The organism is Mesorhizobium sp. WSM4842 (genome assembly GCF_055901575.1).
This window is the reverse complement of sequence record NZ_CM148372.1, coordinates 1,383,825-1,396,929: the sequence shown is the minus strand read 5'-3', so window position 1 is coordinate 1,396,929 and position 13,105 is coordinate 1,383,825. Positions and strand designations below refer to the sequence as shown.

General features: G+C 62.2%; 18 protein-coding genes and 1 tRNA gene. 6 read left to right on the top strand and 13 right to left on the bottom strand.

The window, feature by feature from the left end; genetic code table 11:
- Positions 1–3: 3 nt before the first annotated feature.
- Both proB and obgE read right to left on the bottom strand, forming a co-directional pair.
- The gene (proB, locus tag AC0NIE_RS06580) at positions 4–1,185 is read right to left on the bottom strand and encodes a glutamate 5-kinase (RefSeq protein ID WP_473486285.1); all 1,182 of its coding nucleotides are present in this window, start codon (positions 1,183–1,185) and stop codon (positions 4–6) included.
- A 2-nt stretch (positions 1,186–1,187) separates the two neighbouring features.
- Positions 1,188–2,216 (bottom strand): GTPase ObgE, encoded by a 1,029-nt coding sequence (gene obgE / locus AC0NIE_RS06575; protein ID WP_473486284.1) that lies wholly within the window; start codon positions 2,214–2,216, stop codon positions 1,188–1,190.
- Positions 2,217–2,330: 114 nt separating this feature from the next.
- Here obgE and AC0NIE_RS06570 point away from each other — a divergent pair, with 114 nt between their 5' ends.
- Positions 2,331–3,200: an endonuclease/exonuclease/phosphatase family protein gene (locus tag AC0NIE_RS06570; RefSeq protein ID WP_473486283.1), complete on the top strand. Its 870-nt coding sequence runs from the start codon at positions 2,331–2,333 to the stop codon at positions 3,198–3,200.
- Positions 3,201–3,210: 10 nt separating this feature from the next.
- Here AC0NIE_RS06570 and AC0NIE_RS06565 read toward each other — a convergent pair whose 3' ends face one another.
- From AC0NIE_RS06565 to AC0NIE_RS06555, 3 genes are all read right to left on the bottom strand, one after another.
- Positions 3,211–3,798: a GNAT family N-acetyltransferase gene (locus AC0NIE_RS06565; RefSeq protein ID WP_473486282.1), complete on the bottom strand. Its 588-nt coding sequence runs from the start codon at positions 3,796–3,798 to the stop codon at positions 3,211–3,213.
- A 118-nt stretch (positions 3,799–3,916) separates the two neighbouring features.
- Entirely contained in the window at positions 3,917–4,186 is a 270-nt protein-coding gene (gene rpmA / locus AC0NIE_RS06560) for a 50S ribosomal protein L27 (protein ID WP_023678077.1), read from the bottom strand.
- A gap of 100 nt (positions 4,187–4,286) precedes the next feature.
- Entirely contained in the window at positions 4,287–4,940 is a 654-nt protein-coding gene (locus AC0NIE_RS06555; protein ID WP_473486281.1) for a 50S ribosomal protein L21, read from the bottom strand.
- Positions 4,941–5,299: 359 nt separating this feature from the next.
- Between AC0NIE_RS06555 and AC0NIE_RS06550 the strand changes: the two genes are divergently transcribed.
- Positions 5,300–5,389: transfer RNA gene (locus AC0NIE_RS06550), tRNA-Ser, on the top strand.
- Between the two features lie 238 nt (positions 5,390–5,627).
- On the opposite strand, the gene AC0NIE_RS06545 is transcribed toward AC0NIE_RS06550, so the two are convergent.
- The 3 genes from AC0NIE_RS06545 to AC0NIE_RS06535 all read right to left on the bottom strand — a co-directional run bounded on the left by AC0NIE_RS06545 (position 5,628) and on the right by AC0NIE_RS06535 (position 7,298).
- Positions 5,628–6,035, bottom strand: coding sequence for a M48 family metallopeptidase (locus AC0NIE_RS06545; protein WP_473486280.1), 408 nt, complete (start codon positions 6,033–6,035; stop codon positions 5,628–5,630).
- Positions 6,036–6,252: 217 nt separating this feature from the next.
- Positions 6,253–6,900, bottom strand: coding sequence for a hypothetical protein (locus AC0NIE_RS06540; RefSeq protein ID WP_077377762.1), 648 nt, complete (start codon positions 6,898–6,900; stop codon positions 6,253–6,255).
- Positions 6,897–7,298: a hypothetical protein gene (locus tag AC0NIE_RS06535; RefSeq protein ID WP_473486279.1), complete on the bottom strand. Its 402-nt coding sequence runs from the start codon at positions 7,296–7,298 to the stop codon at positions 6,897–6,899. The genes AC0NIE_RS06540 and AC0NIE_RS06535 overlap by 4 nt, the downstream gene beginning before the upstream one ends.
- 237 nt (positions 7,299–7,535) lie before the next feature.
- On the opposite strand from AC0NIE_RS06535, the gene AC0NIE_RS06530 reads away from it, so the two are divergent.
- Positions 7,536–8,261: a recombinase family protein gene (locus AC0NIE_RS06530; protein ID WP_473486278.1), complete on the top strand. Its 726-nt coding sequence runs from the start codon at positions 7,536–7,538 to the stop codon at positions 8,259–8,261.
- 155 nt (positions 8,262–8,416) lie between these two features.
- Here AC0NIE_RS06530 and AC0NIE_RS06525 read toward each other — a convergent pair whose 3' ends face one another.
- Complete coding sequence (locus tag AC0NIE_RS06525) at positions 8,417–8,740, bottom strand: hypothetical protein (RefSeq protein ID WP_077377771.1); 324 nt, start codon at positions 8,738–8,740, stop codon at positions 8,417–8,419.
- Between the two features lie 352 nt (positions 8,741–9,092).
- Between AC0NIE_RS06525 and AC0NIE_RS06520 the strand changes: the two genes are divergently transcribed.
- Both AC0NIE_RS06520 and AC0NIE_RS06515 read left to right on the top strand, forming a co-directional pair.
- Positions 9,093–9,311: a hypothetical protein gene (locus tag AC0NIE_RS06520; protein ID WP_143744534.1), complete on the top strand. Its 219-nt coding sequence runs from the start codon at positions 9,093–9,095 to the stop codon at positions 9,309–9,311.
- A 23-nt stretch (positions 9,312–9,334) separates the two neighbouring features.
- Complete coding sequence (locus AC0NIE_RS06515; RefSeq protein ID WP_473486277.1) at positions 9,335–9,766, top strand: hypothetical protein; 432 nt, start codon at positions 9,335–9,337, stop codon at positions 9,764–9,766.
- Here the strand turns inward: AC0NIE_RS06515 and AC0NIE_RS06510 are convergent.
- Entirely contained in the window at positions 9,715–10,152 is a 438-nt protein-coding gene (locus AC0NIE_RS06510; RefSeq protein WP_473486276.1) for a terminase small subunit, read from the bottom strand. The genes AC0NIE_RS06515 and AC0NIE_RS06510 overlap by 52 nt on opposite strands.
- A gap of 163 nt (positions 10,153–10,315) precedes the next feature.
- Between AC0NIE_RS06510 and AC0NIE_RS06505 the strand changes: the two genes are divergently transcribed.
- The gene (locus AC0NIE_RS06505) at positions 10,316–10,798 is read left to right on the top strand and encodes a DUF992 domain-containing protein (protein ID WP_473486275.1); all 483 of its coding nucleotides are present in this window, start codon (positions 10,316–10,318) and stop codon (positions 10,796–10,798) included.
- 61 nt (positions 10,799–10,859) lie between these two features.
- Here the strand turns inward: AC0NIE_RS06505 and AC0NIE_RS06500 are convergent, their stop codons facing one another.
- From AC0NIE_RS06500 to AC0NIE_RS06490, 3 genes are all read right to left on the bottom strand, one after another.
- Entirely contained in the window at positions 10,860–11,813 is a 954-nt protein-coding gene (locus tag AC0NIE_RS06500) for a class I SAM-dependent methyltransferase (protein WP_473486274.1), read from the bottom strand.
- A gap of 114 nt (positions 11,814–11,927) precedes the next feature.
- Positions 11,928–12,761, bottom strand: a complete 834-nt coding sequence (locus AC0NIE_RS06495) for a helix-turn-helix domain-containing protein (protein ID WP_473486273.1) — start codon at positions 12,759–12,761, stop codon at positions 11,928–11,930.
- Positions 12,762–12,895: 134 nt separating this feature from the next.
- Positions 12,896–13,087, bottom strand: coding sequence for a helix-turn-helix domain-containing protein (locus tag AC0NIE_RS06490; RefSeq protein WP_473486272.1), 192 nt, complete (start codon positions 13,085–13,087; stop codon positions 12,896–12,898).
- Positions 13,088–13,105: the final 18 nt, after the last annotated feature.

Below are 13,105 nucleotides of genomic sequence, written 5' to 3'. Positions count from 1 at the left end.
GGCTCATCCTCCGCTGGTTACTTGGTCACCGGCCTGTACTTGGTCAGCGGCCCGTACTTGGTCACCCGAATGGTTCACCACAAGGTCGTCGCGGTGGATCATCGCCGAGCGCGCTTCGTAGCCAAGCACGGTTTCGATCTCGGCTGTTTTCAAGCCTGCAATCCTTACGGCATCGGCGGCATCGTAGGCAACCAGTCCGCGCGCGATCTCGCGGCCTTCGGGCGACAGGATCGCCACCGTGTCGCCGCGCGAGAAATTGCCGCTGACCAGTTTGACGCCGGCCGGCAGCAGCGATTTGCCCGACAGCAGCGCGCCGATGGCGCCGGCATCGACTGTCAGCCGGCCAGCCGGTTCGAGCTGCCCGGCGATCCAGGTCTTGTAGCCCTTGACCGGATTGGCGCTCGGCCGGAAGAAAGTCGCCCGCTCGCCACGCTCGATCGCCATCAGCGGCGACAGGCGGGTGCCTGATGTGATGATCATGGCGGTGCCGGCGGCGGTGGCAATCTTGCCGGCGTCGAGCTTGGTGCGCATGCCGCCGCGCGAAAACTCCGAAGCGGCCGCACCTGCCATCGCCTCGATCTCGGCGGTGATGCGGTCGACGATCGGAATGAACCGGGCCTGCGGGTCGCGCGCCGGCGGCGCGGTGTAGAGCCCGTCAATGTCGGAGAGCAGCACCAAGAGATCGGCGCCCATCATTGTGGCGACCCGCGCCGCCAGCCGGTCATTGTCGCCATAGCGAATTTCGGAGGTTGCCACCGTGTCGTTCTCGTTGATGACCGGCACCGCCTTCATCTTCAGCAGCGTCGAGATCGTCGCGCGCGCATTGAGATAGCGGCGGCGCTCTTCGGTGTCGCCGAGCGTCAGCAGGATCTGGCCCGATTTCAGGCCGCCCTTGCCGAGCGCCTCCGACCAGGCGCCGGCCAGCGCAATCTGCCCGACGGCGGCCGCCGCCTGGCTCTCCTCGAGCTTCAGCGCCCGCTTGCCGAGGCCTAAAATGGTGCGACCAAGCGCGATGGCGCCGGACGACACGACGAGGATCTCGGCGCCAACTTCGGCCAGCACTGAGATGTCGCCGGCAAGCGAGGCCAGCCAGTCGCGCTTCAGGCCTGTCGTGCGGTCGACAAGCAGCGCCGAACCGATCTTGACGGTGATGCGCCGGTATTTTCTCAGCGACTGCGCGGCCATCGCTATCTCCAGCGCGTCTCGACCGGAGTGGCGACAGCTTCGCGCGCCTCGGCCACGACCGCGATCAGCGCCCGCAGAACTGCTTCGACGCCTTCGCCGGTGACCGCGGACAAAAGCATCGGCGCGCGGCCGGCGGCGCGTTTCAGCGAAGCGACCTTCTTCTTGCGTGCGTCGGCATCGAGCGTGTCGACCTGGGAAAGTGCTACGATCTCGACCTTCTCGATCAGACCATGGCCATAGGCGTCGAGTTCGGTGCGCACGGTCTTGTAGGCCTTCCCGGGATTTTCTTCCTGCGCCGAGACGAGGTGCAGAAGGACGCGCGTGCGTTCGACATGTCCGAGGAAACGGTCGCCGATACCGACGCCTTCATGCGCGCCTTCGATCAGGCCGGGAACATCGGCGATGACGAACTCGCGACCGTCGATGCGGGCCACACCGAGACCCGGATGCAGCGTGGTGAAGGGATAATCGGCGATCTTCGGCTTGGCTGCGGTGACGGCGGCGAGAAAAGTCGACTTGCCGGCATTGGGCAGGCCAACCACGCCGGCATCGGCGATCAGCTTGAGCCTGAGCCAGATGTTGAGCTCTTCGCCCGGCTGGCCGGGGTTGGCGCGGCGCGGCGCCTGGTTGGTCGAGGTCTTGAAATGCTGGTTGCCGAAGCCGCCATTGCCGCCCTTGGCCAAAAGGAAGCGCTGGCCGACCACAGTCAGGTCGCAGATCAGCGTCTCGTTGTCCTCGGCAAAGACCTGCGTTCCCGCCGGCACTTTCAGCGTGACGTCGCCGCCCTTGGCGCCGGTCATGTTGCGGCCCATGCCGTGGGTACCGGTCTTGGCCTTGAAATGCTGCTGATAGCGATAGTCGATCAGCGTGTTCAGCCCATCGACCGCCTCCACCCAGACATCGCCGCCGCGGCCGCCGTCGCCGCCGTCGGGCCCGCCGAACTCGATGAACTTTTCGCGCCGGAACGACACCGAACCGGCGCCGCCGTCGCCGGAGCGGATGTAAACCTTGGCTTGATCGAGAAATTTCATCGGATTGCTGAGTTTCTGCTAGTGGCCTTGCGGCATTGCTCTAAACCTTCGGCACTGCTCTAAACCAAGGCGGGGCGAAGGGCGAGGCTGTTTATGAACATGGCCGGAGTCGCAATGAAGCTCGTAACCTACAACATCCACTACGGCGTCGGTCTCGACGGCCGCTACGATGTCGGCCGCATCGCCGATGCCGTGCGCGGCGCCGACGTGATCGCGCTGCAGGAGGTCTCGCGCAACAACCCCAACAATGGCGGCCGCGACATGGTGGCCGAGCTCGGCGAGGCGCTGCCCGAATACTTCGCCGTCTACAGCAGCAATTTCGAGGCCAATGTCGGCTCGCGCCTGGAAAACGGCCGCGCCATCACCACCACCTTTCAGCTCGGCAACATGGTGCTGTCGAAGACGCCCGTTCATCTGTCGCGCAATCTCCTCTTGCCGCGCAGCCGCAGTTTCGAAGTGATGAATTTCCAGCGCGGCGCGCTGGAGGCGCTGATCGAGACGCCGCTTGGTTTCATCCGCTTCTATTCCACCCATCTCGATCATCGCAGCCCGGTCGAACGCGCCAGCCAGATCCGGTTTCTGCGCCAGCGCTTGTTGAACTATGCGATCGAGGGCGGCGCGCTGTCGGGCGTCGCCGAGGTCGGCCTGCCCGACCTGCCTTGTCCCGAAGGCTTCGTCGTCATGGGCGATTTCAACATGCTGGCCGGATCGCCGGAATATGTCGAACTCGCCGGCCGCCTGGATCACGAGTTCGGCATGCCTGTGACCGCCGATCTTGCCGTCGATGTCGCCCTTCGCCTTGCCGCCACAGGCGCCGATCTCATCACCTGGGTCGACCCCAAGCGGCCTGACGACGCCAGCCGCCACAAGCGCATCGACTATGTCTTCACCAGCGCCTCGCTCGCCAAATCGCTGAAGCGCCTGTGGGTTGACCGGCAAGCGGTCGGCTCGGACCACCTGCCGGTCTGGGTCGAGATGGTTTGACCAGCGTCCATCAGAAATGCACCCAGTTTCGCAGGCTGGTCCAGGTCTTGCGATCGAGACGGTAGCGCTCGACGGGCACCTGGCCGGCGACGATCGAGTTCAGCATGCCCTGGCCGGCATATTGGAAGCCGCATTTGTGAATGACCCGGCGTGAGGCCGGATTGATGACCCGCGTCGAGGCATGCAGCACCTGGACCGCCGTCTTCTGGAAGGCCAGGTCGACCAGCGCATGCGCGGCTTCCGTCGCATAGCCGCGCTTCCAGTAGGGCTCGCCGATCCAGTAGCCGAGTTCCAGCCCGCGATCGGTGGTGTTGAGCCCGGCGCAACCGACGAAGGTTTCGGTGCCGGCCAACGTCAGGGCATAGGCAATGCCGGCCCGGCGCGATGCCGTCATGGCGAGGAAGGCGCGTGCCTCGGCCTCGCCATAGGGGTGCGGCATGCGGGCCAGCATTTCGGCGACGTGGCGGTTGTCGGCGAGCACCACCAGTTGCTCGATATCGCTTTCGCGCGGCGGCCGCAGGACCAGCCGCTCGGTCACCAGGACCGGACAATCTATCGCGTAACTTTCACCGTCTGTGTCTTCCGCTTCGGCAACCATGTCAGTCCTCCAGGCACAAGAAAAAGGGGAGATGGAAACCCATCTCCCCTGATCCATTTCCTGGCTTGGCCAGACACCGGTTCCCGAGATGGGTGCCGGTGTTCTCGTACGGAACCGGCTACTCCGCGGCCTTCGTCATCGGGTTCACCGATACGTAGGTTCGGCCATTGGCTTTTTTGTTGAAGGTGACTGCGCCAGCTTCGAGCGCAAACAGCGTGTGATCCGTGCCAATGCCGACATTGGTGCCGGGATGCCACGTCGTGCCACGCTGACGAATAATGATGTTGCCCGGAATCACGGCTTCGCCGCCGAACTTCTTCACGCCGAGCCGCTTGGAATGGGAGTCGCGACCATTGCGCGACGAACCGCCAGCTTTCTTGTGTGCCATCTAACTAACTCCGATGCGCCTCAAGGGCGCTTAAAAGGTCTTATGAACGCGTTCGCGTTCCGTTTCAAGTCCGAACCGGCGACGATCGCGCCGGGCCGCTTTACTTCTTCGCCAATTCCTTGGCCTGCTCGCGCCAGTCCATGATCTGGTCGGCGCTGAACGGCATATGCTCGTCGATCTTGGCGACATCCTTGTCGGACAGCTTGGCGATCTGAGCGAAGGTCGTGATGCCCTGCTCGTTCAACTGGCCGGCCGCAACCGGGCCGATGCCCTTGATCACGGTCAGATCGTCCGGCTCGCCCTTCGGCGTCTTGAACAGCGGAGCGGCGGTTTCGGTTGCCTTGGCCTCTGCTTCGTTCGGCGCAGCCTCTGCCTTGGCTTCCTTCTTCGGAGCAGCCTTTGCCTCGGTCTTGGCCGCGGCCTTTTTCGTCGGCTTGGCACCATCCAGCAGGATCTCGGCGATCCGCACGGTGGTCAAAAGCTGGCGATGGCCGATCTTGCGGCGCGAATTCTGCCGGCGGCGCTTCTTGAAGGCGATGACCGTGCGGTTCTTGCCCTGTTCGACGACTTCGGCGGTGACCAGGGCGCCGCCGACGAACGGCGCGCCGAACGTGACATTCTCGCCCTCGCCATGCGCGAGCACGTGGCCGATCTCAACGATATCGCCGACCTGGCCTTCGACTTTTTCGATCTTCAGGAGATCGTTGGCGGCGACGCGATACTGCTTGCCGCCCGTTTTGATGACTGCGAACATTTTTTGCCTTTCGCTGTTCGGTCGGCCTTGATGAACCGCTTCAGGCGGTTCGGCCGTCTTTTTGTCAGTCTGCGGGTTCAAAAAACAAGCGGCGCGGAAGAACCCTCCACGCCGATTGCGCGCTGTCCCTAACCGAAGGTTCGGCGCGAGTCAAGGCAAACGGCCGACAGGCAAACGGCCGAAAGCAAGCCATCGGATTGCCCAAGGCAAGCCGATGGCGTTGGCACAGACGGCAGAGGGATCGAAGGACGAGCCATAAGGCCCGGAGAGAAGCCTGATATCAGGCAGATTGGCCCTTGTAACCTGTCCGCCCAGCCGTTATCTAGTGCGCCGCGCCGGCAACGGCGGACCATGACCGCGGAGAGGTGGCAGAGTGGTCGAATGCACCGCACTCGAAATGCGGCATGGGTGCAAGCCCATCGGGGGTTCGAATCCCTCCCTCTCCGCCAGCAGCTTCGTCCATCAGTTTGATTTCATTTACTTTTTCGATGGTTTCTTCGGACGGGCTGCACCCTTGGCTGCATCTTTGAACGGTGCTTAGACCCGTAAGACGGGTCCGATTTGCGACAGCCTGCCGCACCTTCCGGCGTCAGCTTGATCCTCATCGCCACGGGTCGAATTGTGAGAAATGGCGCGCCGGCTGCGAGGCCAAGCAAACGGCCTGACCCGCATCTATTGATGCCGCCGTCAACTCTCAAGGAACTCCGCACTCAGGCTGCCTTGATTAGTTTCCAGCCACGCCTTGGACGCCTCGAAGTCGGGCAAGACAGCCCGGAGAAAATCCCAGAAAGCAGGACCGTGCGAACGATGCCGGAGATGGGCAAGTTCGTGGGCGACGACATATTCCAGCACCTTCCTCGGCGCGAATACGAGATGCCAGTTGATGAGGATGTTGCCCTCGGGGCCGCACGATCCCCAGCCGCTTGCAAAATCAGCGACGCGGATCGAGCGAGGCGCAAGCCCGAACCGGGTCTTGTAGCCTGCGGCGATCTCCGTCACGTCACGCCGAACGCGCCGCTTCAGCCACAGTTTGAGTTCGCTGGCGACGAGTTGGTCGGCGTCATCGTCTATCCCCGTCGCGGATGTAGCGGGCAAGCATGACGTCGGACGCATGACCGGTCTGCGCCCTGAACTTGAATGTCGATGCGCCAGCCATCACGGCGCGCGTCTTAGTGGGGCTCCACAAAGCCACCCCCACCCCTTGCCTGCCGATGAAGCCGGGGGATATGCGTACCATTGTCTTCGGCGGGTTGGGCGAGACCTACGTCGACACGATCATCGCGGCGCGGGACGCGGCAAAGAAAAAGGGCGGCTAGTTGCCGCCCTCCTGCCACCTGCCGAAAGCCTGCACCAGCGCCTTGACCACCGGAGCCCGGCGATCCCGCCGGGTGTCGTGCACGCTACGCCACCGCTCGTTCTCCTGCGCCAGCCAGATCATGACCACCCGCTTGTCGTCCCAAAGCGCCTCGGTGCCTGCCAGCGGGTCGAGGCCGAGTTGCCGCTCAGCGCCGACGAGGTCGAGCGGCAGCACCATCATGCCGGGCAGGCCTTCCCATGCCGGGCGGCGCATCTGGTAGACAGTCGGATCGATGAGGAAGCTGTCGACCAACACCACCATGTGACCGGACCAAGCGACCGGCGTGTCGCGCGTGTCGCGCTTGTCGAGCGTCCGCATCCCCTTGTGATCGCCGACCCCCACCGAGTGCGTCTGGTTGCCCTCGGCATCGAGGCCGCGCACGATGGTGTAGACGGTCTGCAGCCGGGCGTCCTTGAAGCCGATGCGCCAGAGGAAGTCGCGCACCGCAAGCGAGGCCAGCACGCAACTCTCCTTCGACTTGCCGGGAACGATGTTGCTGACGGTGCTGTCGAACGCCGGGTGCAGTTTGTCGGCGATCACCGCCAGCGCCTTGACCAGCTTCGCCGGGGGCTCGCCGATGATCATGAGGTCGTCCGGCTTCATGTCCCGCCCCTCACAGGTGCTTTGACGGGCCGACCAACGCGCCGTTTTTTCGAAGGCTTCTGTCTCAAAAGCTTCGGTTGCCCGGCGGGCATTGGGTTGGCCAGGTCGGCCTGCGCTTTGACATAGGCCTCGCCGTCCGCGCGCTTCAGCATTGGGCGTTTGCCGCCGACGACGATGCGCTGCGGCCACCCCGGTTGATTGATGTGGTTGTAGTAGCTGACGCGGGAACGGAACCCCAGCATGCCCATCACGAACTCATCGATGGTGCACAACTCTGCTGGCTGTACGTATGCTGGGTCTGGTGACTGACTGGCCAACTGCTCGCGCAACGCCGCCAGTTCGGCCAGCACCCTTTGCAGCTGCCGGTCGATGTGATCTAGGCTGATCTCGTTTCTCATACTTCCCCTCCTGTTGCGCCATGCTGAGGAACTTCGCCAGATTGGCCTCTTGATATTGTCACTTTGTCCGTGACGCGGCGCTTCCTGACGCCGGGCAACCCGACAGTCAATTCCACGGTTTGCCATAGTTGCGTTCAATCAGCCGTCTCAATCTGTAAGCGCGCTACAGGACCTTTACAAGCGTGTCATCCGTCGCGTATACGATGTGCACGTTAACGCGCTTACAGGAACCGCACCATGACCGTTTACGCCTACGTCCGCGTTTCCACCGCCCGGCAGGTCGCCGAGGGCGAGAGCCTTGACGTCCAGCAGCGACAGATCGAGGGCTATGCCCTCATGCACGCCATGACGGTTGCCGAAACCATCGTCGAGGAAGGCGTGTCCGGTTCGGTGCCGCTGTCCGAACGCCCTGCAGGCGCGGCGCTGTTCGCCAAGCTGAAGGCAGGCGATGTCGTCATTGCCGCCAAGCTCGACAGGTTGTTCCGCTCGGCGCTCGACGCGCTGCAGATGGTCGAGACGTTGAAGGTCAGGGGCGTCAAGCTGCATTTGATCGACCTTGGCGGCGACATCGCCGGTAACGGTCTGTCGAAGCTGTTCTTCACCATCGCCAGCGCCTTCGCCGAAGCCGAGCGCGACCGCATCCGTGAGCGCGTCTCCCAGTCCAAGGCCGACCAGCGCGAGCGGGGGCGTTTTCTCGGCGGGGCGCGACCGTTTGGTTATCAGATCGCCGTCGACGGCGAACTGGTCGAAGATGCCGCTGAACAAAAGGCTATCGCCAGAATGTGCGAACTGCGTGGTCACGGGCTGTCTCTTCGCGCCATCGCCGAAGCTTTGGCCGACGACGGAATTGCGCTTTCGCATGTGGCCGTGAAGAAGGTTCTGGAGCGCAACGGCGGCAGCGAAAGGAGCGCGCCCGAAGAAAAGGCTTCAACGGGCCAGCCGGCTCTCGGAACGCGATGGTAGGCGATCCCGAAATCGGCCCGCGCCGGGCCAAGGAAGTCCGCACAGTTGATCAAACGCCCCGGTCGGCCTTCGGGACCTGACACACCGAACGCGCCTAAGCGGCCTTTCTAGTGGCGCATGTATATTTGGCAAACCCGCCAACCGGTTGAAGTTATTCATCTAGGCTTGTGCGGGGCGCTTGCACATTGGTGCGGGATGTCTGGATTGACTAGAATGGTGATCCGCGAGCCAGCCTCGGCCGGGCACGTAGGCACTAACGATGGGCTGGTTTCGATACGATAGCCTTTTCCGTCAAATACGTATTGCAACAGGTAGCGGTCGGGGCCTTCGCCGCCATCAATGCGCTTCAACACTTCAGCGGCTGCCGGGACCCAGTCCTTTGTATGGTCTCGTAGCCAAATGCTGTGCAGGAACGCAACGGCAAAGAACGCTCCACCACAGAGCAGGAAAGCGACCAGAAAGGCTGCGAAGTCGCTCATTTAGGCTTTCTACCGCCCTTGTTGTCGTCCGTTGCATTTGTCAAATATATAATCGCTTGTCTAGTTCACGCGCTTCGGCGCGAACTAGGCCTGCCACGCCTCAAGGTGGCTCCACATTTGACCCCCACCCCCGCCTGCCGAAGATGCCGGATGGGGGCGGCAGGTACACTGTTGCTCTGCCAGCCGCCGATGTAAATATCCGGTCTCGGACGACGCGATCTGGATGCGATGACATTGACGGGATCACAGATCAGGCGCAAATTGAGCGCACCGACCGAGCCCGGGCAGGCCCGGCCGGGACCGCGTGTGCGATGAAAACCTCGAGCAGGACGGAGACTGACGGGAGGAAGAAATGAGCCGGGTCAAGGACGTTTGCGATCGAGCGCGATCGCTATGGCTGCGGGTGGTGCGATCGACCCACCCAGTCGACGATGTCGAGAACGACGAGCTGTATCGGCTGATCGACGGCAAAAACCAGGTCATCACCGGCACCAACTTCGAGGCGTCCCGCTTCGACATCGAGACCCGTCTATCGCGGTGGGAGAGCTACAAGCCGCCGAACCGTAACTGAAAACTATTCCGGTTCGGAGTACTTTGGAGAGCCCAGCCACCGCGCTGGGCTTTTCCATTTCAGTGAACAATGCGATCGGCTATCTCGGCTCGAAGCCGGGTTACGAGCGCGAGTGGCCCGACCGCGACCCAGCGAGCGCTGAGGCATGGGAGAAGGCATGCCTCCTGCTACTGGTGGTAGAAGAAGAGAAGCAGAACGATCGCAGTCAGAGGGGAGAGGGCCAGATCAAACTTACCAAGGATCAGAGGCAGCGCTTCGACGAACTGGTTGACGCGCTGCGCGCGGCGTATCTTCACCACCGTTGCCGATCAAGGCTGGTTGGCGGGGCCGAAGCCCACTCTGGATGCATGGTCGAAGTAGCATGCGACGCGAGGGCGCAGCAAGATGCTGATGGCGAAAGCGGTCAGTTGGCTTTCGGCGCGAACCGGGCCTGCCACTCCTCCAAAGTCATTTGATGTCTGTCAGTCGGCTCGCGCATCGGCTTCCTCACCGTCGTGCTGACCTCAGAGCGGTCCACGATCAAGCCGAGCAGTCGAGCCTTCGCCATGATGCTGGCGACGCCTGCCGATGGATTTTCCACCTCGATGGCCATCCTTCGCATTTCATCCAGCTGGTCGATGAGATCGTCGACGGTCGTTTCCGAGCGGATCGCCGCCTCGTCGCGCAATTCCCCGACGCGGGAAACCACCTGAGCATTCCTGAGCAATCTGGCAGCCGAAACCTCTGCCGCATTGCCGCGCGCCGTGTAGCCAGCCTCGATATAGGCCCGCGATTGCGGCAGGCCCTCGACCAGGCCAAGACAGAAACGCTCCTGCCGTATGTTCAATTTGGCGTTGGGCATGGTGGTGTTAGGATACCGCAGCCGCTGAGCTAACGCCACAGAAAGTAAACTCAATCAGCTGGCCGCCAGAACAAAGCGCCGGGTAGTCTCCTTTTGTGGTATGCTAGGTGGCAACGCACACGCCTCCGGGGAAGTTTCGACCATCTCACAAGGAGAAACCACAATGCGTACACGTCTCGCAGCCATCAGTCTTGTCGCGATCGCCGCGTCCATTGTGCCCAGCGCGGCTCAGGAGGCCAACACGACGTTCGGCGTGCTCGACTGCGTTGTCGAAGCGGGCACACGCTTCATAATCGGCTCGAAAAAAGCTCTGACATGCAACTTCACGTCGGCCAACCCGAAGGTCGCACCCGAAACATACATGGGGGTCATCACGAAGTTGGGGCTGGACGTCGGCCCGACGCCGAGGGCAGTGCTGCGGTGGCGGGTCCTTGCGCCAACTGGCAATGTCTATGCGCCCGGCGTGCTGGCCGGTGACTACAGCGGCGTCGGTGCCGAAGCAACGGTGGGGGTGGGCGCTGGTGCCAATCTTCTGGTTGGAGGATCCAACAGGACCTATACGTTGCAGCCACTCAGTGTCCAGGTGCAGACTGGCCTGAATGTGGCAGCCGGTGTGGTCAGTTTCCAACTTCGCGCCGCCAAATAGAGTTATTGCGCGCTCAGCGCGACGGGATGTGGTTCAACGCGGGTGGAACCTCGCCGCGTTGTCAGTGGCTATATCGATAAACCCGCGCCAGCTGGTTCGGTACCGTCAGAAGCTCGTCTACCCGCTTGAAACCGGCCTCACGCCCCATCGCCATCCATGTCGCCGAAGTTTCGGCATAATCCGACGCGCGACAGTGGCTATCAAAGGCAGCAAATTCCTCGTCAGTGACCATCGACCATTCGGGGCGCAGGCGACCGAAGCGTTCAAACCACCCCTCGCGGTCCTCGCCCTCAAGACAGGTTGGCTCCCAGATCAGGAACAGCCCGGTGCACGGCAGCACAGCTTGAACCCGCAGCATCAAGGCCTGCTTTTCACTTGGGTAACGGAGATGGTGAAGGGACTGGCCAATCCACACGGCGTCGACCGGTTCGTCCCACGTGTTGATAGCCTCGACGTAGTCCTGACAGCGGAGATCAATTGGACAGGGTAGCTCGCTAAGCGCCACCTCGGCCACGTCCAGCGATGGTCGCGAAATGTCGATCCCAATGTAACGCCCCACATTGGTGCCCTTCAGCGCCTCAGCCGAGGCTGTAGCCGTGCCGCAGGCGACGTCCAGAAACACGAACTGATCGGGAGCTTCGGTCAACAGGACCTGCCGCAGAATGCCATAGACCTCCTTGTGCGCCATGTAATTCAAGCTCACGACCTTTTGGTAGGCGGCTAACCCTTTTGCGAAGAGTTCCTGATCGGACTGCATGTGCGCCTCCTCTTGCAGTCGCAAGCTTACTCCAACGGCGTGGCTGCGGCCAGCTTGGCGCGCCGTGGCATCAGACCTCCACGCCGCCGAACGCAGCACATTGGCGCGCTTGATGGTTCGCATGGCGTCCGGTGTTGAGAGCGCGAACAGCTTCATAAGGGCCGGCAAGGTATTTGGAACGCTTCCGACCGGCTTCTCTGCGAGCCAGTGGGCGGCCCGTTCGAGCGGCGTGATCGGCGACGCGGTGATCACCGGCATGGCGTGTCCTCCTCCTAGCTTTGCCTATCAAGACCTGTCGCGGTCGGGGCGCAAGACGGAAGACCAGGCAAACCGTTTTGTCGGACGGCCCTTGCAATGAGCGTCAGCATGCGCTCAGCAACACGAGTTCCCAGTTGCTGCCTTGATTGGCGAGTTTAGCATTTCCTGACGCACCAATGCGATACCCGCGCCGGGCTCAGCAGCCTCGGCGGCGATAGCCCTAGCGCGACGATCCTCGTCGATCCACTCCATCACCGCGCCGAAGAACTTCTCGTCGCCTTGGAGCAGGTCTGCATTGAGACGCGCCTCGGCCTCGTTTTGGCGGCGTTGCTCGGCGGTGATGATTGGCCGGTCGAGGCGGGTTAACTCGGGATCGGCGCTGCGCTTGGCCGCCTCAGACCGCGCTGCTTCGATTACAGCTGGTACCGGCGGCTCCAGTTGGCGTTCCCCGTCGGGAGGGAGGTCGGCGGCGCGACTGCCCAACAACGAGAGCGACGCCGACCGACCGTCTGAAGGGCTCACCGTTTCGATTGATCTTTGGGGCGGCTCTTTAGGTTCATTTTCTTTCCTTTTTGTTGGGGTCCGGGTAGCGGACCTTTTGACGTCCGCGCGGTGGACCTTTTTGATCTCGCTGGTGGACACCTCGCTTTCAGAAAGGGTCCGTGTGGCGGACCCTTTCTCGAGCGTCAGTTGGTATTCATTTGCCAAACCGCGTCCGGCTTTCTTCGGTCGCATGACACGGATGTAACCGTGGTCCTCAAGCCAGCGCAGATGCTTGAAAACTGTTGACCGGCGGTAGCCCGTCTCTAACGAGATAAGCTCGACTGATGGGAAGCATCGCCCGGTGTCATCATTCTTGTGCCACGCTAGGTTGACGAGAACATTCTTTGCGATGGCATTTGGGATCACCCGCAGCGCAAAGACCTTCTTCATGAGTTGCACGCTCATCGGAAGGTCGCCGCATTGGCCAGCGCAGACGACTGGCCACATGTGATGAGCGTTCCGACAACTTGACAGAGCAGGCCGGAGTTCGACGAACGAATTTGCAGTTCCTCGATCATAATCACAGACCGGGCCGGAATTTACGCGGCTTGGCGGTCAGGTAGACTGTCGAGAAAGGATTGGGCGTCGCCTGCAAGGATAAGCGTGCGGCGACCGGATTTGCGCGCCTTCAATTGCCGGCGCTTGATATATTCAAACACCTGCGTGCGGGCGATGCCTGTAGCTTTGACGAACTCTGAGACGGTATAGCTAAGCTTGTCGGGCGGCAGCATGACGGTACTCCGATGAAA

Excerpts from the sequence above, each read along its gene's own strand:
- proB (WP_473486285.1), bottom strand. The coding sequence starts at position 1,185 with ATGGCCGCGCAGTCGCTGAGAAAATACCGGCGCATCACCGTCAAGATC.
- obgE (WP_473486284.1), bottom strand. The coding sequence starts at position 2,216 with ATGAAATTTCTCGATCAAGCCAAGGTTTACATCCGCTCCGGCGACGGC.
- AC0NIE_RS06570 (WP_473486283.1), top strand. The coding sequence starts at position 2,331 with ATGAAGCTCGTAACCTACAACATCCACTACGGCGTCGGTCTCGACGGC.
- AC0NIE_RS06565 (WP_473486282.1), bottom strand. The coding sequence starts at position 3,798 with ATGGTTGCCGAAGCGGAAGACACAGACGGTGAAAGTTACGCGATAGAT.
- rpmA (WP_023678077.1), bottom strand. The coding sequence starts at position 4,186 with ATGGCACACAAGAAAGCTGGCGGTTCGTCGCGCAATGGTCGCGACTCC.
- AC0NIE_RS06555 (WP_473486281.1), bottom strand. The coding sequence starts at position 4,940 with ATGTTCGCAGTCATCAAAACGGGCGGCAAGCAGTATCGCGTCGCCGCC.
- AC0NIE_RS06540 (WP_077377762.1), bottom strand. The coding sequence starts at position 6,900 with ATGAAGCCGGACGACCTCATGATCATCGGCGAGCCCCCGGCGAAGCTG.
- AC0NIE_RS06535 (WP_473486279.1), bottom strand. The coding sequence starts at position 7,298 with ATGAGAAACGAGATCAGCCTAGATCACATCGACCGGCAGCTGCAAAGG.
- AC0NIE_RS06530 (WP_473486278.1), top strand. The coding sequence starts at position 7,536 with ATGACCGTTTACGCCTACGTCCGCGTTTCCACCGCCCGGCAGGTCGCC.
- AC0NIE_RS06525 (WP_077377771.1), bottom strand. The coding sequence starts at position 8,740 with ATGAGCGACTTCGCAGCCTTTCTGGTCGCTTTCCTGCTCTGTGGTGGA.
- AC0NIE_RS06520 (WP_143744534.1), top strand. The coding sequence starts at position 9,093 with ATGAGCCGGGTCAAGGACGTTTGCGATCGAGCGCGATCGCTATGGCTG.
- AC0NIE_RS06510 (WP_473486276.1), bottom strand. The coding sequence starts at position 10,152 with ATGCCCAACGCCAAATTGAACATACGGCAGGAGCGTTTCTGTCTTGGC.
- AC0NIE_RS06505 (WP_473486275.1), top strand. The coding sequence starts at position 10,316 with ATGCGTACACGTCTCGCAGCCATCAGTCTTGTCGCGATCGCCGCGTCC.
- AC0NIE_RS06500 (WP_473486274.1), bottom strand. The coding sequence starts at position 11,813 with ATGCCGGTGATCACCGCGTCGCCGATCACGCCGCTCGAACGGGCCGCC.
- AC0NIE_RS06495 (WP_473486273.1), bottom strand. The coding sequence starts at position 12,761 with ATGAGCGTGCAACTCATGAAGAAGGTCTTTGCGCTGCGGGTGATCCCA.
- AC0NIE_RS06490 (WP_473486272.1), bottom strand. The coding sequence starts at position 13,087 with ATGCTGCCGCCCGACAAGCTTAGCTATACCGTCTCAGAGTTCGTCAAA.